Genomic DNA, 19,001 nt, shown 5'->3' with positions numbered 1-19,001 from the left:
CTATCCAGTTGTTCGCGGAGTGTACGGGCACAGGCTGAGCACGTCCTGGCAAGCGTGCAGAGCGCCCTAGTCGGCGGGCGCGAATCGCACGAACGGAATGGCCCGGCCCACCTCGCGAAAGTCTGCGGCAGAGCCGTCGACTTCAAATCCCATGAGGCGGCTCAGCTGCTTGGCCGACCGCGGGCGTTTCATTGCGTAGTGCGCCATCAGGTCACCTCCCTCGTCAGTGGATAGCGCGACCGCCCGCGCCTGCCGTGTCCGGGCGCCGACCTGAATAGTGACTTCGGGTGTCTTGCGGACGTTCTTGTACCAGTCGGCCGCGGCGCCGAACCCCGAGGCCGCGATGATGCTGCCGTCCTCACGGTGTTCGACGACCTCGAGCGCGGCCTGGCGGGGCTGGCCCGAGTTCCGGCCGATGTGCGTCAACAGCATGATGCGCTTGCTCACCAGAAAGCCGAGATGGGCCCGAAAAAGTGAGATGGGCAGGCGCCACAGGATGCGCTGCAATCCGGTTGGGGGATTAGGTTTTTGGATCTTTCTCATGGTTCCCTTCCTCGTCTAGCAGGCTTTCGAGAAGCGAAAATGCCTCGGCTGTCTCAATATTGGGGTCAACCGTGTGATGCAGCACCAGGCCGTCCATGAACGCGATGATCAGCGTTGCCAATCCGGCGGCGCGGTGCCGGGACCAGTGGGGATGCCGCAGCCGCACATGGTCGGCGACCTCCGCGCGCACCTCTTTGAGCTTGGCGCCCAGCGCTGCGCCCAGCGCGGCATCGCGAGTCGCCCCAGCGATGAGCTCGACGGCCAAGTGCATCGCGTTGTCGTCGCTGGCGGCCTCGGGAAGGGCGTCGCGCATCGCGCGCAGGGCGCTACGGGTATCGGGTGCGTCGAGAAACGTCGTGACCAGGGGGCTGATCACCAGTTCGCAGGTCTGACGGGCGACCGCACAGTGCAGTCCGGCGAGTCCGCCGAAGTGGTAGTGGATCAATCCGGGGTTGGTGCCCGCGCGGGTGGCCACAGCCCGTGTGGTCACCGCGGGCCAGCCGCCCTCGCACAACAGCTCTATCCCGGCATGCACCAACTCCGAGCGACGGCGATCACCCCGCGCAGAATTTGGCCGATCGACCAAGTTGGTCATACGGCCAAAATAGCACGCACCCTCCGCCGAGAGTGAGCACTGCGGTGCACACTCGGCGGAAATTACGCGCTGGCGCTCACACTCGGCGGGGAGTCGCGACGCACGGCGACAGCCACCACGATCGCGAGAATGCCGAATAGCTCGGGAGTGCTGGGAATCTGGTGCATGACAAGCACGCCGATCGCGGTCGCCGAGAGGGGCAGAAGCGCAAGGAGCACCGCGAAGTAGCTTTGTCCGGCACGCCGCAAGATCACCTGGTCGAGGCCGTACGGGATGACATTGGAGAGCACGCCCATCAATAGCCCCAGTACGAGGACGTGCGGGATCGGTGTGTCGGGATGGGCGTGGGCAATCCCGAGGGTCACGACCGGCGACGTCACCACCGTGGCGACGGTGAACCCGACGGCCAGTGATTCCGCGGGATTTCCCTGCAGTGAGACACGTTTACCCACCACGATGTACCCCGCCCAGAACAGCGCCGCGAGCAGTGCGAACGCCATTCCCGCGGGTTCGGCGGCGAGCTGCACGTCGGCAATCAGCATCACGCCGACGAGCGCGGCCAGTACTGAGAACCCGTCGCGCAGAGACCTTGAACCGATTGCCGCGACGGTGATTGGCCCCAGGAATTCGATGGCCACCGCGGTGCCGAGTGGCAGCCGATCGATGGCCAGGTAAAACGACATGTTCATCAGTGCGGTGATTACCCCGAACCCGCCTGCCCACCACAGGGCGTGGCCGCGCCAGGCCATCCGGCGGGGCCGGGCGATGGCCAGGAACACCAGCGCCGCACCGCATATTCGCAGCCAGGCCACGCTTGCCGGATCGAGCCAGCGGAACAGGCTGACTCCGGCCGCCGCGCCGATGTACATCGACGTCCCGCTGACGAGCATGAGTGCGGGTGCGGCGAGCCGGTGGTGCGAGGGATCAGTCATCGTGTTGCCAACAGTGCGCGAACCGCGTCGGCCAGATCCTCTTCGAGCCACCCGGGCAGCGCGGGTATGTGGCGGCGGACGGCGGCATAGGGCAAGTCCACCACGGCGCGCAGGAGCCGGTCGCGCGATCGCGCATCGCTGCGGTGATAGATGCTTCGGGTGAGCTCACGCATCGCGGTGAATAACGGTGCGTTCATCTCATCAAGTGTGGAACTTGCCTCGGGGCCAAGGACGTCGGCGCTGCGCAGGGACAGCAGCAATCGGGCATCGTCTGGATAGCCGCGGGCGAATGCCGGCACCGAAAGTGCCAGCGCCACTGCGGTTTCAATGGGATCATCGGTGGATTCGAGCGCGCCCAGGGCGTGTTCGTGAAAGCGTTTGACCGCGCGTAGCCACGTCGCGGACATGATCGCCTCGCGATTGCCGAAGCGGTGGTTCAGTGTTCCGGGCGGGGCGCCAGAGGCGCCGGCGATGGCCGCGATGGTGGCGGCACGTGGGCCGCCGTCGAGCAGCAGTGAGCGCACCGCATCGAGGATGGCATCGCTGGTGTGTTTGCGTTCGGGTGCCATCTGGAATGTTCGTCCTAATTCTGGTAGGTATGGAATATGGAACAATTATCCTATATTGACGAGCATGTGATCCGCATCGACGCGCCACCCAGCCGGGTATGGGACGGTCTGCGGCACTACGTTGACGGATTCTTGCGGTCCGCCGAACACAACGCGCTGGGCTTCTTACTGGGTGCGCGCCCGCGCGCCGGGTTCGCCATCGGCGGTGTGGATCCCGAAATGCAGTTGACTTTGACTGGGCAGCACCGCTTTTCGCGATACGAGCTGGTTTTTGAGCTTGCCGAGGCCCGGGACGGCGGCACCCAGCTGCGCGCGCAGACCTATGCGGATTTTCCGGGGTTACGTGGGCGGATCTATCGCGCGTTGGTGATCGGTACACGCGGACACGTCGTGGCGACCAATCACATCCTGCACTCCGTGAAGCGTCAGATCGTCGGCAAGCACTGATTCGGCGGACTACGAATGGGATTCGCGGCGTGCCGATTCCGCCGCAAGCGCGCGCTGAAAACTCCTCACGAATCCCACCTGGGTCTTCTTGAGCTGGCGCTCCAGCAGCCCCGGCAACCGGATCTTGAGATCCAGGGATATGTCAGCGGTGAGCCGCGATTCGGGCTCGTCGGGGATGACGGTGAACCTGCTGACATTGTGGCGCAACGTTCTGCTTTCCAGCAGCGTGAGCCGACAGCCATCCGGATACCACTGGTACTCGGTCAGGGAATCGTCCGTGATTCCGAGTGTGGAGCTGATCGTCCGTACCAGGCGCGGCGAGCCGTCGTCAAAGCACTCGAGGACGGTCATGGTGCTGGTGACCGGTGGCCATGCCGGCAGATGCGGGCGAAGCCAACCGTCGACGGACTCGACGTCCTTGAGTACCTCAAGGACGGTCTCCGGTCGCGCGGCCACTGCGATGTCGATGCGTTCTTGGATCACGTTCCATCCTTCCGCGAGCTGCGGGGAACGTTAGCCCAAAATCGCCGATATCGAGGCTTTTGCGGAAAAAGTCACGTTAATTACCTGGTTAAAGCTGGTACAAAAAGTACGGGTACCGCTTGTAACGAGTAGCTTCAGGCGACGCGTTCGAGGATGAAGACCCTGATTTCCCGTCCGGTACGCCCCTTGTACGCCGAGTAGACCTCCAGCATCGCCTCGAAGCGGCGGTAGTAGTCGTCGCGCTCGGGGCCGGTGAGGGGGGTGGCGACCACGTCGATGGTCTGGCCGGCCAGCGTCACCTTGGCGCGCGGGTTGGCCAGCAGATTGGTGGTCCACGCGGGGTGTTTCTCTTGGCCGAAATTGCTGCCCACCAAGGCGATTCGGTCACCGTCGTGCAGGTACAGCAGTGGTGAGACCCGGGGCTGGCCAGACTTGCGGCCCGTGGTGGTGAGTAACAGCGTCGGCAACCCGAGAGGACCCAACACGGTGTAACGACTGCCCGTGCGTTCCATGACCGCTCGATCCAGCGGCGTCAGCTTACGGATGGTCCACGAGCCCGGTTTGGTGGCGGCGAACTTCGCGGCGATCCGGGACAGCGCGCTGTCCGGGTTGCCCCACCGATTCTCGGGAAAGCCCTTCTCGCTCATGGGATTATGTCTGCCTTTCGGCCAGCGTTGAAGCCGGTTCGGGCGTACTCGGCGACCCCGGCCGTGGTGTACGGGTCGGCGGCGATCAGGGCCTCGGCATCCTCGGCGGCGATATCGCCGGTGATCAGCACTCCGCCGGTACCTGCCTCGTTGCGGCCGCTGATCAGTATGTTGCCCGCCGCGATCTCGGCGTCGAGCCACTCCAGATGCGCGGGTCGGACGCCGTCGACGACCTCGATCGGTTGGGTGTAGGTCAGCTGCAGTACGTGGTACATGCCGGGAGCGTAGCGCCTACGGCGGCGGGGCGATCTAGTTGATGGGCGCGTTGACCCACTGCAGGTCGTCGAGAATTCCGCGCGCCGCGACGATTCCATCGCCCGTCTGCCAGACCTCGTTGTTGACCGCGAACACCCGGTTGTCGCGGGTGGCGCCGAGCGCCATCCACGGTTTGGTGCCGAAGATCCGGGCCGCGCGATCCTTCGCCGACGGGCTGGTGAACGACACGTAGATGATGTCGCCCTCCGCGGCCGAGAAGTCGTCGGCGTCGATCTCGATGAACGGAGTATCGGTAAACCGTTGAGTGGCAGGGCGATCGAGCCCCACGGTGCCGAGCACCGAGGCGGGGAAGTTGTTGGCTCCGTAGACCCGCACCGTTTGGTCGGTGAACTGGACGATGGACGCCTGGAAGTGCGTGGCGTCGTTCTCGCGGCCCACCTTCTTGGCGGCGTCGACGAACCCGGCCCACAACTTGTCGGTGTCGGCCGTCCTTCTGGTGGCCTTACCCACCAAGCGAACATGCTCGGCCAAATCGTGGCCGGAGACGATCACGGTGGGTGCGATGGCACTCAGATCAAGGTATGAGTTCTGCTCGCCGATCGAGCTGAGGATCAGATCGGGTTTGGTGGCGCCGATCTTGGCCAGATCGGGTGATGCCATGGGGCCCACCGACGGCGCATTGTGAACCGTGGTTCCCAGGTAGGACGGGGGAGTGGTGGCCCGGTCGGGCAACGCCACCCCGACGATTCGGTCCTGTAATCCCAGGGCGCACAGTGTGTCGATCGCTCCGGCGTCGAGAACCACGATGCGTTTGGCGTCGTCGGGAACTTCGGTCTCGCCCTGGGAGTGCCGTACTTCGCGCGGTGCGGACGGGTCGACGGGCGCGGCATCCTTCGCGCAGGACTCGTCGGGCTTGCGTGCGTTGCCCAACACACCGGCACCGGCGATCTTGGTCGCGCTGGTGGCCAGGGTGCTCGGGGTCTCGTTCGTGGGTTTCTCGGTACAGCCCGATACCGTCGCCGTTATCAGTGCTGCCGACATCGCGGCAGCGACCCAGAACCTCGCTGTCTGCACCCGGTTGAACTTACCGGGCGGGGCCGCGAACACGCGGGTAGGACCGCGAAAGAGCGCCATGACCACCTGCTCACCGTTCAGAAACGACACCAAGTACGACTCTGTGTAGGACCCGCTCCGCGATCGGGGGTGGCGCGGGCTAGGATTCACGTCAGACAAGCAGTCACTCGATCGACTGCGAGCTACAAGGAAACGGAGGAGCCGTGACCGCCGAAGCACCCCCAATTGGTGGATTGCAGGCCAGCCGCCCGTTCCCGCCCCGTATGGGCGCACGGGGCACGCTGATCTATCGATTGATCACGACCACCGATCACAAGTTGATCGGCATCATGTACCTGGTCGTGTGCTTCGCGTTCTTCCTCATCGGTGGCTTGATGGCGCTGTTCATGCGCGCCGAGCTGGCGGTGCCGGGACTGCAGTTCCTGTCCAACGAACAGTTCAACCAGCTGTTCACCATGCACGGCACCGTGATGCTGCTGTTCTACGCGACGCCGATCGTGTTCGGCTTCGCCAACGTGGTGCTGCCGCTGCAGATCGGCGCCCCCGACGTGGCCTTCCCGCGTCTGAACGCCTTCTCCTTCTGGCTCTTCCTCTTCGGTGCCCTGATCGGTATCGCGGGCTTCATCACCCCCGGTGGTGCCGCCGACTTCGGCTGGACCGCCTACACACCGCTGACCGACGCCATCCACTCACCGGGCGCCGGTGCTGATCTGTGGATCATGGGTCTGGCCGTTGGTGGTCTGGGCACCATCCTGGGCGGGGTCAACATGATCACCACCGTCGTGTGTATGCGTGCCCCCGGCATGACCATGTTCCGGATGCCGATCTTCACCTGGAACATCCTGGTGACCAGCGTGCTGGTGCTGCTGGCCTTCCCGCTGCTGACCGCGGCACTGTTCGGTCTGGCCGCCGACCGCCACCTGGGCGCGCACATCTTTGACCCTGCCAACGGCGGAGTTCTGCTGTGGCAGCACCTGTTCTGGTTCTTCGGACACCCCGAGGTGTACATCATCGCGCTGCCGTTCTTCGGCATCGTTTCGGAGATCTTCCCGGTGTTCAGCCGCAAGCCGATCTTCGGTTACACCACGCTGATCTACGCGACGCTGGGTATCGCCGCACTGTCGATCGCGGTGTGGGCGCACCACATGTACGCCACCGGCGCCGTGCTGCTGCCGTTCTTCAGCTTCATGACGTTCCTCATCGCGGTTCCGACGGGTATCAAGTTCTTCAACTGGATCGGCACCATGTGGAAGGGGCAGCTGACCTTCGAGACGCCGATGATCTTCTCGGTCGGCTTCCTGGTCACCTTCCTGTTCGGTGGTCTGACCGGCGTGCTGCTGGCCATGCCTCCGGTCGACTTCCACGTCACCGACTCGTACTTCGTGATCGCGCACTTCCACTACGTGCTCTTCGGCACCATCGTGTTCGCGACCTACGCCGGTATCTACTTCTGGTTCCCGAAGATGACGGGCCGCCTGCTCGATGAGCGTCTCGGCAAGTTCCACTTCTGGCTCACCTTCATCGGTTTCCACTCGACGTTCCTGGTGCAGCACTGGCTGGGTAACCAGGGCATGCCGCGCCGGTACGCCGACTATCTGCCCACCGACGGCTTCACCTTCCTGAACTCGTTCTCGACGGTCGGCGCCTTCATCCTGGGTGCCTCGACGCTGCCGTTCCTGTGGAACGTCTTCAAGAGCTACCGGTACGGCGAGGTCGTCACGGTCGACGATCCCTGGGGCTACGGCAACTCCCTGGAGTGGGCCACCAGCTGCCCGCCGCCGCGGCACAACTTCTCCGAGCTGCCCCGGATCCGTTCGGAGCGCCCGGCATTCGAGCTGCACTACCCGCACATGTCCGAACGCATGCGCGCTGAGGCGCACGTGGGTGGCGGCCACTAATAAGGTCGCGACACCCTGTTGTGAATAACCGCGTCACGGTACTTGTCACCGTCACTGGGGCCGACAAGCCCGGCGTCACCTCGGTACTCATGGGCGTGCTGTCGCGCCATGGCGTCGAGCTGCTGAATGTCGAGCAGGTCGTCATCCGGGGCAAGCTGACACTTGGTGTGCTGGTCAAGGCCAAGGGCCGTAGCGACGCTGTCGAGGCGCTGCAAGACGAGCTCGAAGAGGCCATGCACACGCTCGGGTTCAACGTCGACGTTGAATTCGGCGGGGACAGTTCGGTCATCAAGGACCCGTCCACGCACACCATCGTGGTGCTGGGGCGGCCGGTGACGGCCCGTGCCTTCGGCGCGGTGGCCCGTGAGCTCGCCGCCCTGGGGATCAACATCGATCTGATCCGTGGTATCGCGGACTACCCGGTGACGGGCCTGGAACTGCGCGTCACCGTCCCACAGGACCGGCTGACCGATGTCGATCTGCACACGGCCATGGCTCAGGTCGCCGTTGACGAGCCGGTGGACATCGCGGTCGAGCACAGCAGCCTGGACCGGAGGGCCAAGCGGCTCATCGTGTTCGACGTGGACTCAACCCTGATCCAGGGTGAGGTCATCGAGATGCTGGCCGACCGGGCGGGGGCGCGTGAAAAGGTCGCTGCCATCACCGAAGCCGCCATGCGCGGCGAGCTGGACTTCGCCGAGTCGCTCCACCAGCGGGTGGCCACATTGGCAGGGCTCCCCGAATCGGTACTCGACGACGTCGCCGACGAACTGGTGCTCACCCCGGGTGCTCGCACCACCATCCGGACCTTGCGCCGGCTGGGCTACTCGTGTGGTGTGGTCTCGGGCGGTTTCCGTCAGGTGATCGACCCACTGGCCCACGAACTGGCCCTCGATTTCGTGGCGGCCAACGTATTGGAGATCGTGGACGGCAAGCTCACCGGACGGGTGATCGGTGAGGTTGTGGACCGCCCCGGTAAGGCCAAGGCATTGCGGCAGTTCGCCTATGAGGCGGGTGTGCCGCTGGCGCAAACGGTGGCCGTCGGCGATGGCGCGAACGATATCGACATGCTCTCGGCAGCCGGGCTCGGTGTGGCCTTCAACGCCAAACCGGCGCTGCGGAAGGTGGCCGACGCCTCGGTGAGCCAGCCGTATCTGGACGTGGTGCTGTTCATCCTCGGCATCACCCGCGCCGAGATCGAGGCCGCCGACGCCGTTGACGGTGGCGTGCGCCGCGTCGACATCCCGGACGACTAACCGCTGCCAGATTGGCGGCTCAGCCCACCATTGTCGAATCGGCAAGCGGCAGAGCGCCGGTGACCGTATGCCACGCCTGGGCGAGCAGCTCGACACCGCGTAGCAGTTGATCGTCGTGCTGTGTGAACGGCACCCGCACAAAGCGTTCCAATGATCCGCCGACCCCGAACCGCGGCCCGGCGGCGATGCGGACGCCGAGGCGCGCGGCGGCGGCGGCGAGCGCGGTGCTCATCGGGGCGGGGAGTCGGGCCCAGACGCAGAGCCCACCCTCGGCTTCCTGTAATTCCCAGTCGGGGAGCCGGCGATGTAGCTCGGCGAGCACCAGCGCGCGGCGCGCGCGCAGTGTTTCGCGCTGCGCGGCCTCCACCTCATCGGCGCGCTCCAATAGTTCGGCGGCGGCCAGCTGTTCCAGGATCGGGGTGCCGGTGTCCATCGCCGAGCGCACGGCGGCGAGCCGGGCGATGGTGGTGCGGTCGGCGCGAATCCATCCGACGCGCATCCCGCCCCAGAACGACTTCGACATCGATCCGATGGTGACCACCAGTTCCGGGCGGGAAACCAGTGAGGCCATCGGGACGGGCGCCGGAGTCTGGTGCCAGGCTCCAACCAGCGACTCGTCCACGACGGTACGGGTTCTGGTTTGGGAAATGATGTCGGCCAACGTCTTTCGCTGTGCCAGCGGCATCGTGAGACCGGTGGGGTTGTGGTTGTCCAGCACCAGGTAGGCCAGGTTTGGGGCCGTTTGGCGGATGGTGGTCTCCATGCCGGTCATATCCCAGCCCGAGTCGCGCTCATGCGTGTGCATGGGTACGGGCACCGGCCGTGCACCTCGCTGGGCGATGGCATCGAGGGCGCCGTGGTACGTCGGCTGTTCCACCAGCACGCGGTCACCGGGCTCCACAAACGCGCCGAGGAGTAGCGCGATGGCCTGCTGGGCGCCGCAGGTCACCATGATCTGGTCCGCGGTGGTGGGCAGTCCGCGTCGCGAGAAGTGTTCAGCGATGCGGGGACACAGCTCCGGAATGCCCACCAACTCGTGACCGATTCCGCGCAGGTGCGTGGGGAGCTTGGTCAGTGCCACCTGGTACGCGTCAAGGACGGCGGCGGCCGGTGCGGCGGTGGCGGCATTCAGCAGGTCGACCATAGGGCTCATCAATCCCGTTGTGGCCGAATCCGATCGGTCAGGACCGGGTAGTGAGGTGGTGCTACGCGCGCCCTGGCGGCCACGGAGGTAACCGCTGTCGCGTAACTCGGCATAGGCGGTGGTCACGGTGGTGCGGCTGACGTGTAGCGCAGTCGCCAGCGCTCGCTCACTGGGTATCCGTGCACCCAGCGGGAGCCGGCCGTCGATAACGAGAAGCCTGATCGCATCCGCCAGGGCTCCGTAGGCGGGACCCGCGGAGCCGGCGGTGCGCCATTGGCCGAGGTGACGGGCCAGGGTGTCAGCGGTGACGACTCGATCGGGCATAAAAGCCAGTGTGACGCAACTGGCTATTGAATGACAAGCCAGTTGACCGAGAAAATCGTGTCGTGAGCGGGAAATGGATTGGTTGGAGTGCGCGCGGCATCGCGCTGCTGGTGGGTCTGTATCTGTACGGAGTCTCGATGGCGCTGATGGTGCGCGCCGGGCTGGGATTGGATCCGTGGGATGTGTTCCATCAGGGATTGGCGATGCGCACCGGCATGAGCATCGGACTTGCCTCAGCGGTGACCGGGGTGGTGGTGCTTCTCATGTGGATCCCGCTGCGGAACAAGCCCGGTATCGGGACCATCGCCAACATCATCGTCCTCGCGATCGCCGTTGACACCACGCTGGCCTGGTTGCCGGAGTCACCGTCGATGGCCGTCAGGGTGTCGTTTCTGCTGGGCGGTGTGGTGCTCAATGCCATCGCCTCCGTGCTCTACGTCGGCGCGGGACTCGGCCCAGGACCCCGCGATGGACTGACAACTGGACTGGTGCACCGCACCGGTCGGTCTGTGCGTCTGATTCGGACCATCATCGAGGTGCTCGCCGTCGGGACCGGCTGGCTACTCGGGGGAAACGTGGGCCTGGGCACCCTGCTCTACGCGTTCGGTATCGGGCCCCTCATACAACTCGTGCTCCGGCTGATGCCGGGACGACTGCTGGCTGTCAGCGGCTGGGGCCCGGTGCTGAGCACGCAACGCAACGCCGAGTCACGCTCTGCTCCGGTGGATTCGCCTCAGGGGGCCGCGGTCTGATTGCGCCGGTCGAACGACTCCGCGTCGGCGAGCAGCTGATCGCGAACGACCTCCGGCAGTTCGAGCAGTTTTGATGTCAGCTCGGCCGCGGCGGGGTTCAGGGCGAGCTCGAGAGCGGTCAGATCCGCCTCCAGCTCGTCGGCGTAGCCACTATCGATGAAGTAACGGACATCGATGCGAAAGGCGTGCGCGATGCTCTCCAGGGCCTGCAGTGACGGCCGCCCGCGCTGCCCGTTCCGCAACTGTGACAGATACGGGGCGGAGACCACGGTGCCCCCCGTCTTCATGAAGATAAGAAATTCGCTGTTCGAATACGGTCCGCGCCCCGGCGAGTGCAGCACGGCGAACACCCGGTTAAGTCTGGAGACGAATTCCTCTTGAGACCTGGAGTCCTTGAAGGGATAGAGGTTGCTTCGGTTGCTCTCGGCCGAGTAATTGGGTTTTGATGTGCTGGTATCAGTTGACTGATCCAGTCCTTTTATTCGCCGGTTGGCATCGATCAGCCGGCCCAGGGCGGTGGTGTCCCGGCGCAGCTGGGATTGGAACGCATCGACCCGGCGACGCCACACCTTGAGGTCATCCCATATCCACGATCGATCCTCGCCGTCGGCGGCACGTTGCTGAATCTGAGCTGCCTCGGCATCGAGTTGTGCGATGAGGCGATGGTTAGCAAGCCCGATGCTCTGCACCGTATCCAGGTACGGATCCGGATCAAGGTCGTTTGTCATATGGTTGCCTAGAATTCCCTCCGAGATTGCTGACGTATGAGTGAGGATACGCGATACGGGTCCGCGCGCATGTTGGAGATGACTCCCGACAGGGCTCCCGCTCATCGCTCGCTCGGCGCGATACGGCACGATGGCCCCGTGGCCGAAATTGATCCGGACCTTCTGCTCGATTTCCGCGATGTGCTGCTGCGGCGTAACCGCAAGGTGTTGGTGGGTCCGGTTACCTGGTCGGTCGAGCTTGACGAACGGTGGGTGGTTCTCGGCCCCAACGGTGCGGGGAAGACATCGTTGCTGCGGATCGCGGCGGCCATGGAGCACCCGACATCCGGTTACGCGGCCATCCTCGGTGAACTTCTGGGCCGGGTGGACGTCTCGGAACTCAAGGCGAGGATCGGCTTGAGTTCGGCGGCGCTGGCTCAACGGATCCCCGATAACGAGGTGGTCCGTGACCTGGTGGTGTCGGCCGGCTACGCGGTGCTGGGTCGCTGGCGCGAGGAGTACGAGGAGATCGACACCGCGCGTGCCGTCGACATGCTCGAAACCCTTGGTGCTGAGCACCTGTCGGATCGCACCTACGGAACCTTGTCCGAGGGCGAACGCAAACGCGTACTGATCGCGCGGGCGTTGATGACCGATCCGGAACTGTTGCTTCTCGATGAGCCGGCCGCGGGTCTGGACCTGGGCGGGCGTGAGGAACTCGTGGCGCGGCTGGGTGAGCTGGCCGCGGACCCGGATGCGCCCGCCATGGTTTTGGTGACCCACCACGTGGAGGAGATTCCCCCCGGCTTCAGCCATGCGTTGTTGCTGTCCGAGGGCGGGGTTGTCGCTCAGGGTCTGCTGGGGGACGTGATGACCAGCGAGAATTTGTCCCGCGCGTTCGGGCAGTCGATTGTGATTGAGATGATCGACGGGCGTTACTTCGCGCGACGTGCCCGGGCCCGGGCAGCCCACCGCGCGCAATAGCGCGCAGAGTGAAGGAATCCTCCATGACAGCAGCGCCACCACCCGAGCCGAAGCCGGCGGCCACCGTCGTACTGATTCGTGACGGTGCCGTGGGCGTCGAAGCGTTTTTGATGCGCCGCGACAACGCCATGGCATTTGCCGGCGGAATGACCGTGTTCCCTGGCGGCGGGGTGGACCCCCGTGACATGCACGCGGATGTGCCCTGGGTGGGTCCGGATGTCGACTGGTGGGCACAGCAATTCGGCGTCACGCCCGAATTGGCCTCGGCCCTGGTGTGCGCCGCGGCGCGGGAGACATTCGAGGAGTGTGGCGTGCTTTTCGCCGGTACCTCGGACACCTCGATGGTGGAGGATGCCGCTGCCTACCATCAGGCGCGCAAAGACCTGTCGGACAAGACGCTGTCCTTCGGCGAATTTCTGCAGCGCGAGGGCCTGCATCTACGTGCAGACCTGCTGCGTCCGTGGGCCAACTGGATCACCCCGGAAGCCGAGCCACGGCGTTATGACACGTTCTTCTTCGTGGCGGCATTGCCCGCCGGGCAGGATGCCGACGGCGACAACACCGAGGCTGTCGCGTCCGGCTGGCAGACCCCGCAGGCCGCGATCGCGGCGTTCACCGAACGGCGCAGCTTCTTGCTGCCACCGACCTGGTCCCAGCTCGACGCGGTTTCCGCGTCGGGTGGCACGGTCGCCGAGGTGCTCGGTTCGGCGCGGACCATCGCCCCGATCATGCCGACCCTCACCGAACAAGACGGCCGATGGTTCGTCCAGTTCGATGACGTGGATCGGTATGAGGCAGCCCGGCAGGGTGCGGTCGAGATCCCCGAGGTGACGGGGCCGGAACTGGCATGACCGAATCCGAATTCGTCTCGGTGCGCACCGCGCCCGAGCATCCCGGTATCGGCACCATCGCGCTGTCGCGGCCTCCTACCAACGCCCTGACCCGGCAGATGTACCGCGAACTCGCGCAGGCCGCTGCCGAGGTCAGCGAACGCGACGACATCAGGGTGGTCATCGTCTACGGCGGACACGAAATCTTCTGCACCGGTGACGACCTCGCGGAGCTCGCGGAGCTGTCCGCCGATGAGATGGCGCGCAGTGCCGGCGACCGCCAGGCCGCGCTCACGGCGGTGGCGGAGCTGGCCAAACCGACGATCGCGGCGATCACCGGATACGCGCTGGGCAGCGGGCTGGAGCTGGCGCTGGCGGCCGATTGGCGGGTGGCGGGCGACAACGTCAAGGTGGGTTCGCCGGAAATCCTGGCCGGCATGATCCCGGGAGGCGGCGGCACCGTGCGGTTGGCGCGAGTGGTGGGTCTGAGCCGGGCCAAGGAGATGATTCTCAGCGGCCGCTTCGTGGGAGCCGAAGAAGCACTGGGCACGGGCCTCATCGACCAGATGGTGGCACCCGATGACGTGTACACGGAGGCCGCGGCATGGGCCCGCCGCTTCGTCGATGGGCCGCCCTTGGCGCTCGCTGCGGCCAAGCAGGCCATCGACCACGGATTCGACAGTCCGCTGGCCGGGGGACTGGACAGGGAACGTGAGCTGTTTTGCCAGGTGTTCGCGACACAGGACCGGGTAGACGGGGTGGCCGCGCAGCTGGAGATCGGGCCAGGGACGGCCCGGTTCAGGGGAGCCTAACCAGGCGTTAGGCTGACGGCCATGACGGAGATTACGGGGCTGGACGGCCAGCCGACCACGAAGGCCACCGCCGAGCAGGTCGCTGCCGCTTTTGAGGACAACAAACTCGCCCAGATCCTCTACCACGACTGGGAAGCAGAGACCTACGACGAGAAGTGGTCCATCTCCTACGACCAGCGCTGCATCGACTACGCGCGCGGCCGGTTCGACGCCATCGTCCCCGTTGAGGATCAGCGCGAGCTGCCCTATGAGCGGGCGCTGGAGCTCGGCTGTGGCACCGGGTTCTTCCTGCTGAACCTGATGCAGGCGGGTGTTGCGCGCCGTGGTTCGGTCACCGACTTGTCCCCGGGCATGGTGAAGGTCGCCACCCGCACCGGCCAGGAGCTGGGTCTGGACGTCGACGGCCGCGTTGCCGATGCCGAGCGGATTCCCTACGACGACAACACGTTCGATCTGGTGGTGGGCCACGCCGTGCTGCACCACATTCCCGACGTCGAGCTGTCGCTGCGTGAGGTGCTGCGGGTGCTCAAGCCGGGCGGACGGTTCGTGTTCGCCGGTGAGCCCACCACCGTCGGCAATCTGTACGCCCGCGCGCTCGCGGATCTGACCTGGAAGGCCACGGTCCAGGCGATGAAGCTGCCCGGATTGGAGAGCTGGCGGCGCCCGCAGGAGGAGCTCGACGAGAATTCGCGTGCGGCGGCCCTGGAATGGGTCGTCGACCTGCATACCTTTGATCCGTCCGACCTGGAAAAGATGGCCACCAACGCGGGTGCCGTCGCGGTGCGGACTGCCAGTGAGGAATTCACCGCCGCCATGCTCGGGTGGCCGGTGCGCACGTTCGAGTCGACGGTTCCGCCCGGCAAGCTGGGCTGGGGCTGGGCGAAATTTGCCTTCAACGGCTGGAAGGCGCTGAGCTGGGTGGACGAGAATGTGTGGCGTCACGTGGTGCCGAAGGGCTGGTACTACAACGTGATGATCACCGGGATCAAGCCTTCCTAATCTCTCGATAACCGCTGGTGTTCGGCCTTTCCGACGTCGCGTACCTGTCGTCGGAGGCCGGCGCCGCAGACCTGCAGCGGGCATCCGGGTACACGTTTTCCGCGGACACCCTGGTGTCCGATACCGCGGCGCTGCGCGACGAATTTGGGGGTCGCGCGGCGGCTCTGGCGCAGACGGTGCAACTGCGCCGTAAGGCCGCGGCCAAGCTGGGCGATGTCGATCGTTGGCTGTTCACCGATGACGCGTTGCAGCAGGCAACTCCGGCGGCGGTGGCCAGCCATCGGGCTGCCCGGTTGGCCGGTCTGGTGGTGCACGATGTCACGTGCTCGGTGGGATCAGAGCTCGCGGCCCTCGACGGTGTCGCGGCGATGGTCATCGGTAGCGATATCGATCCGGTGCGCACGGCGATGGCGCGTCACAACATAGGAAATCGTGTCCTGGTGTGCCGGGCCGATGCGCTGGCGCCCGCAAGCCGTGCCCAGGTGGTGATCGCCGATCCGGGCCGGCGCTCCGGTGGGCGCCGTCGGTTCGATCCGTCCGCGTACTCGCCACCGTTGGACGCGGTGCTGCGCACCTATGACGATCGCGATTTGGTGGTCAAATGCGCGCCGGGACTTGATTTTATCGATCTGCGGGAACAGACGGGTTTCGACGGTGAGGTCGAGGTGGTTTCACTCGACGGTGGCGTCCGGGAGGCGTGTCTGTGGTCGGCGGGGCTGGCCGATGTGCGCCGGCGTGCCACCGTGCTGGTGACGAGCGGGGTGGGTTATCAGCTGACCGATGCAGATCCTGAGGACTGCGCGGTGGCAGAGGCGGGGGAGTGGATCATCGACCCCGATGGCGCGGTGGTGCGGGCCGGCCTGGTGCGCCAGTACGCCGCGCGACATGGCTTGTGGCAGTTGGATTCCCGTATTGCCTACTTGTCAGGAGATTCCGTGCCTGCCGGTGTGCAGGGCTACCGGGTGCTCGATTCACTGCCCTACAACGAGAAACGGCTGCGGCAGGCGCTGGCCGCTCGGGATTGCGGGTCCGTGGAGATCACCGTCCGCGGGGTCGACGTCGACCCCGCGGTGCTGCGCACCCGGCTGAAGCTGCGCGGCAGTGTGGCGCTATCTGTCGTCATAACCCGAATCGATAGCGGTGCCAAAGCTTTCGTCTGCGCGGCTAGGTCCCCGGGCGGAACCCGTACACCAAGCCCTCGCTCAGCGTGACGATCACCCGTTGGTCTGGTCCGATCGAGATTCCCACCGGGAAACCGGCGGCCTCGGGCAGCGGATAACGATTGATGGTGGCGCCGTCCGGGGTGTTGAACACCACCAGGGCCAGTCCCTTGTCGCCGTCCTTCACCACGGCGTAACCAACATTGCCGGCCGCCTGGCTGGACGTCGACAGCGGAGCGAGATCGTCACGGCGCCATGCGATCTCGCCCTTGCTACCGGAGTCTTTGATACCTACCAGGGTGGCCTTGTCGCCGGTTCCGGCGATGATGGTGCCGTCCGGCGCGACCGACGGCGGCGTGGTCGCGTTGAATCCCAGTGGTAGCGACCATTTCTGGCTGCCGTCGAAGGTGTGCATCGCGTGCAGCGAACCCTTGCGATCGTTGATGTAGACCGTCTCGCCATCGTTGGACATCACGGGGGAACCGATCACGCCCTCGTCGATGATCTTGCTGGCCCACTTGTGTTTCAGGGTGATCTTGCCCTCGGCGTCGTAGGTGATGCCCAGCAGCACCGGCACCGGTTTGTCCGGCTGCCACAGGGTGGTGACGATGGTGCCGGTCGCCGGATCGTAAGCGGGGGAGGCCGATATCGGGCACTTGGGCCGTGCCGGCTCGCAGTCATCCAGACCGCGTCGTGGATCGGCGGGATCAACCCCCTCCAGCAGGTCCATCGGGGTGCCCACGACCTCGCCGCGCTGGGCGTCGAAGATCAGGATCTGGCCGAGGTGCGTGACGATGAGGAGCCGGCCGGGCTCGACGATCTTGGGCGTGGTGGGGGCTCCGATGACGGGTTTGCGCCACCGGATCCACTGGGTGGGCGGGAAGGAGACCACGGCTCCGGGCTGGCCCATGTAGAGGTTGTTGTAGCCGTCGGCGAGCGGGCCCGACCATGGGCTCCCGGTGATCATCCGGGTACACCAGCGCTGGCGCGCGGCCTTGTTGTTCTCCCACTCCATGAGGGTGCAGCCGGATGGGGTATCGGCACTGACGGCGATGAAGTTGTCGATGCCGATCGCGGCCGCACTGCGTATCTGGCCCTTGGTGTTCCGGCTCCATTCCAACGTCAGCTCACGGGCCCCTTCGGTGGGCGTGTAGCTGCTGTTATGGGCGTCGGCGTAGGTGGCAGACCATCCTGGTGCCGCCTTGATGTTGATCCATGAATCGTCACCGGAGCAGCCGGTGACGGTGAGGAGCGCCGCGAGGGCAATGCTCGCGAATACGCGTGCCCGGGAAAGCACGGTGAGGCACTCCTTCCATTCTGGGCGGTCCGGCCCATCGCAGGGTAGCGTGTGCCCCTCGCGCCGTCCCGTAGGCTGTGCGGCCATGACGACGATGTGGGGCGCTCCCCTGCACAAGCGGTGGCGCGGACAGCGCCTGCGTGACCCGTTGCAAGCCAAATTCCTCACCAAGGACTCGCTGCGCTGGGTGATCGCGAACAAGGCGTACACCCCGTGGTACCTGGTGCGTTACTGGCGGCTGCTCAAGTTCAAGCTTGCCAACCCGCACATCGTCACGCGTGGCATGTTGTTCCTCGGCAAGAACGTCGAGATCCATTGCACCCCCGAGCTGGCCCGGATGGAGATCGGCCGCTGGGTGCACATCGGCGACGGGAACTCGCTGCGCGCCCACGAAGGCTCTCTGCGCCTGGGCGACAAGGTGGTCTTCGGTAAGGACAACGTCGTCAACGCCTACATCGACATCGAGTTCGGCGATTCGGCCCTGATGGCCGACTGGTGCTACGTCTGCGACTTCGACCACCGCATGGACGACATCACCTACCCGATCAAGGACCAGGGCATCGTCAAGTCCCCGGTGCGCATCGGGCCGGACACCTGGATTGCCACCAAGGTGACGATCCTGCGCGACACCATCGTGGGGCGCGGCTGTGTGCTGGGTGCGCACGCCGTGGTCAAGGGCGTCATTCCGGATTACTCGATCGCGGTCGGCGCGCCGGCCAAGGTCGTCAAGAACCGGAAGGTGGCCTGGGACGCCTCGGCCGCGCAGCGTGCGCAGCTGGCCGAGGCGCTGGCCGATATCGAGCGCAAGAAGGCTGCCGCTAACTCACCGGAGTGAGCGTGAACAGCGGGAACACCCGAGTGGTGCGCGTCGTGTACTCCGCGTAGGGCGGGAAGGCCGCGACCGCACGTTCCCACCACGTCGCGCGCTCGGCGTCGTCCGCGATTTCCTGGGCGCGGACAGTCTGCACGTTTTCGCCGTCGCGCAACTCGAACACAGGGTTGGCACGCAGATTCGCGACCCAGGCGGGATTCTTCGGAGCGCCCCCGATCGAGCCGACCGCCAGGTACACGCCCTCGTGCTCGACGCGCATGAGCGGCGCCTTGCGGATCTGCCCCGACTTCGCGCCGACGGTGTACAGGATCACCACGGGCATGCCCTCTATCGAGGTGCCTTCGATGCCGCCGCTGGATTCGTAGACGTCGATCTGCTCGTCGACCCACTGCGGGTTCTTGGCGATGTATTCGAAGGTGAATTCGTTGGTCACCGTCGCT

22 protein-coding genes are annotated in these 19,001 nt (G+C 65.5%); 10 read left to right on the top strand and 12 right to left on the bottom strand.

All coding sequences use genetic code 11. From position 1 onward, the window contains the following. Positions 1-66: 66 nt before the first annotated feature. From ABG82_RS18035 to ABG82_RS18020, 4 genes are all read right to left on the bottom strand, one after another. Entirely contained in the window at positions 67-543 is a 477-nt protein-coding gene (locus ABG82_RS18035; protein WP_043078706.1) for a nitroreductase family deazaflavin-dependent oxidoreductase, read from the bottom strand. After that, the gene (locus ABG82_RS18030) at positions 521-1,138 is read right to left on the bottom strand and encodes a TetR/AcrR family transcriptional regulator (RefSeq protein WP_043078705.1); all 618 of its coding nucleotides are present in this window, start codon (positions 1,136-1,138) and stop codon (positions 521-523) included. The genes ABG82_RS18035 and ABG82_RS18030 overlap by 23 nt, the downstream gene beginning before the upstream one ends. A 62-nt stretch (positions 1,139-1,200) precedes the next feature. After that, the gene (locus ABG82_RS18025) at positions 1,201-2,070 is read right to left on the bottom strand and encodes an EamA family transporter (RefSeq protein WP_043078704.1); all 870 of its coding nucleotides are present in this window, start codon (positions 2,068-2,070) and stop codon (positions 1,201-1,203) included. Further along, positions 2,067-2,639 (bottom strand): TetR/AcrR family transcriptional regulator, encoded by a 573-nt coding sequence (locus ABG82_RS18020; RefSeq protein ID WP_043078703.1) that lies wholly within the window; start codon positions 2,637-2,639, stop codon positions 2,067-2,069. The genes ABG82_RS18025 and ABG82_RS18020 overlap by 4 nt, the downstream gene beginning before the upstream one ends. A gap of 36 nt (positions 2,640-2,675) precedes the next feature. Between ABG82_RS18020 and ABG82_RS18015 the strand changes: the two genes are divergently transcribed. Next, on the top strand, positions 2,676-3,086 hold the full coding sequence (locus ABG82_RS18015) for a hypothetical protein (RefSeq protein ID WP_043078702.1): 411 nt from the start codon (positions 2,676-2,678) through the stop codon (positions 3,084-3,086). A 9-nt stretch (positions 3,087-3,095) separates the two neighbouring features. Here ABG82_RS18015 and ABG82_RS18010 read toward each other — a convergent pair whose 3' ends face one another. From ABG82_RS18010 to ABG82_RS17995, 4 genes are all read right to left on the bottom strand, one after another. Further along, complete coding sequence (locus ABG82_RS18010; protein ID WP_043078701.1) at positions 3,096-3,569, bottom strand: SRPBCC family protein; 474 nt, start codon at positions 3,567-3,569, stop codon at positions 3,096-3,098. A gap of 134 nt (positions 3,570-3,703) precedes the next feature. Then, positions 3,704-4,216, bottom strand: coding sequence for a nitroreductase/quinone reductase family protein (locus tag ABG82_RS18005; protein ID WP_043078700.1), 513 nt, complete (start codon positions 4,214-4,216; stop codon positions 3,704-3,706). Further along, positions 4,213-4,491 (bottom strand): YciI family protein, encoded by a 279-nt coding sequence (locus tag ABG82_RS18000; RefSeq protein WP_043078699.1) that lies wholly within the window; start codon positions 4,489-4,491, stop codon positions 4,213-4,215. Before ABG82_RS18000 ends, ABG82_RS18005 begins: the two co-directional genes overlap by 4 nt. Positions 4,492-4,525: 34 nt before the next feature. Next, positions 4,526-5,599 carry an ABC transporter substrate-binding protein gene (locus ABG82_RS17995; protein WP_043078737.1) on the bottom strand — a complete coding sequence of 358 codons (1,074 nt, stop codon included), beginning with the start codon at positions 5,597-5,599 and terminating at the stop codon, positions 4,526-4,528. A gap of 170 nt (positions 5,600-5,769) precedes the next feature. On the opposite strand from ABG82_RS17995, the gene ctaD reads away from it, so the two are divergent. Together ctaD and serB are read left to right on the top strand one after the other, a co-directional pair. After that, complete coding sequence (ctaD, locus tag ABG82_RS17990; RefSeq protein WP_043078698.1) at positions 5,770-7,464, top strand: aa3-type cytochrome oxidase subunit I; 1,695 nt, start codon at positions 5,770-5,772, stop codon at positions 7,462-7,464. A 20-nt stretch (positions 7,465-7,484) separates the two neighbouring features. After that, positions 7,485-8,720: a phosphoserine phosphatase SerB gene (gene serB, locus ABG82_RS17985; RefSeq protein WP_043078697.1), complete on the top strand. Its 1,236-nt coding sequence runs from the start codon at positions 7,485-7,487 to the stop codon at positions 8,718-8,720. Positions 8,721-8,739: 19 nt separating this feature from the next. On the opposite strand, the gene yczR is transcribed toward serB, so the two are convergent. Beyond that, a complete protein-coding gene (gene yczR, locus ABG82_RS17980; protein WP_043078696.1) occupies positions 8,740-10,188 on the bottom strand; it encodes a MocR-like transcription factor YczR in 1,449 nt (482 codons plus the stop codon). A 62-nt stretch (positions 10,189-10,250) separates the two neighbouring features. On the opposite strand from yczR, the gene yczE reads away from it, so the two are divergent. Then, entirely contained in the window at positions 10,251-10,940 is a 690-nt protein-coding gene (gene yczE, locus ABG82_RS17975; protein WP_043078695.1) for a membrane protein YczE, read from the top strand. On the opposite strand, the gene ABG82_RS17970 is transcribed toward yczE, so the two are convergent. Beyond that, positions 10,922-11,668: a helix-turn-helix domain-containing protein gene (locus ABG82_RS17970; protein ID WP_043078694.1), complete on the bottom strand. Its 747-nt coding sequence runs from the start codon at positions 11,666-11,668 to the stop codon at positions 10,922-10,924. The two genes, yczE and ABG82_RS17970, sit on opposite strands and share 19 nt — an antisense overlap. A gap of 120 nt (positions 11,669-11,788) precedes the next feature. Between ABG82_RS17970 and ABG82_RS17965 the strand changes: the two genes are divergently transcribed. Genes ABG82_RS17965 through ABG82_RS17945 form a run of 5 tightly spaced genes read left to right on the top strand, consistent with a single transcriptional unit; the run spans position 11,789 to position 16,483 of the window. Further along, on the top strand, positions 11,789-12,631 hold the full coding sequence (locus ABG82_RS17965; protein WP_407661886.1) for an ABC transporter ATP-binding protein: 843 nt from the start codon (positions 11,789-11,791) through the stop codon (positions 12,629-12,631). A 23-nt stretch (positions 12,632-12,654) separates the two neighbouring features. Further along, on the top strand, positions 12,655-13,482 hold the full coding sequence (locus ABG82_RS17960) for an NUDIX hydrolase (protein ID WP_043078693.1): 828 nt from the start codon (positions 12,655-12,657) through the stop codon (positions 13,480-13,482). Beyond that, entirely contained in the window at positions 13,479-14,273 is a 795-nt protein-coding gene (locus ABG82_RS17955) for an enoyl-CoA hydratase (RefSeq protein ID WP_043078692.1), read from the top strand. Before ABG82_RS17960 ends, ABG82_RS17955 begins: the two co-directional genes overlap by 4 nt. Before the next feature lie 21 nt (positions 14,274-14,294). Beyond that, a complete protein-coding gene (locus ABG82_RS17950) occupies positions 14,295-15,272 on the top strand; it encodes a class I SAM-dependent methyltransferase (RefSeq protein WP_043078691.1) in 978 nt (325 codons plus the stop codon). A 17-nt stretch (positions 15,273-15,289) separates the two neighbouring features. Next, positions 15,290-16,483, top strand: coding sequence for a THUMP-like domain-containing protein (locus tag ABG82_RS17945; protein WP_078343290.1), 1,194 nt, complete (start codon positions 15,290-15,292; stop codon positions 16,481-16,483). On the opposite strand, the gene ABG82_RS17940 is transcribed toward ABG82_RS17945, so the two are convergent. Beyond that, the gene (locus ABG82_RS17940; RefSeq protein ID WP_043078735.1) at positions 16,437-17,729 is read right to left on the bottom strand and encodes an outer membrane protein assembly factor BamB family protein; all 1,293 of its coding nucleotides are present in this window, start codon (positions 17,727-17,729) and stop codon (positions 16,437-16,439) included. The two genes, ABG82_RS17945 and ABG82_RS17940, sit on opposite strands and share 47 nt — an antisense overlap. Positions 17,730-17,814: 85 nt before the next feature. On the opposite strand from ABG82_RS17940, the gene ABG82_RS17935 reads away from it, so the two are divergent. Further along, entirely contained in the window at positions 17,815-18,564 is a 750-nt protein-coding gene (locus tag ABG82_RS17935) for an acyltransferase (protein WP_043078689.1), read from the top strand. Here ABG82_RS17935 and ABG82_RS17930 read toward each other — a convergent pair. Further along, entirely contained in the window at positions 18,548-18,994 is a 447-nt protein-coding gene (locus tag ABG82_RS17930; protein WP_043078688.1) for a nitroreductase family deazaflavin-dependent oxidoreductase, read from the bottom strand. The genes ABG82_RS17935 and ABG82_RS17930 overlap by 17 nt on opposite strands. Positions 18,995-19,001: the final 7 nt, after the last annotated feature.

The sequence above is a fragment of the Mycobacteroides immunogenum genome (genome assembly GCF_001605725.1).
Lineage (GTDB): Bacteria > Actinomycetota > Actinomycetes > Mycobacteriales > Mycobacteriaceae > Mycobacterium > Mycobacterium immunogenum.
The sequence above is the reverse complement of the archived record's forward strand: the minus strand, read 5'-3'. Positions and strand labels throughout refer to the sequence as shown.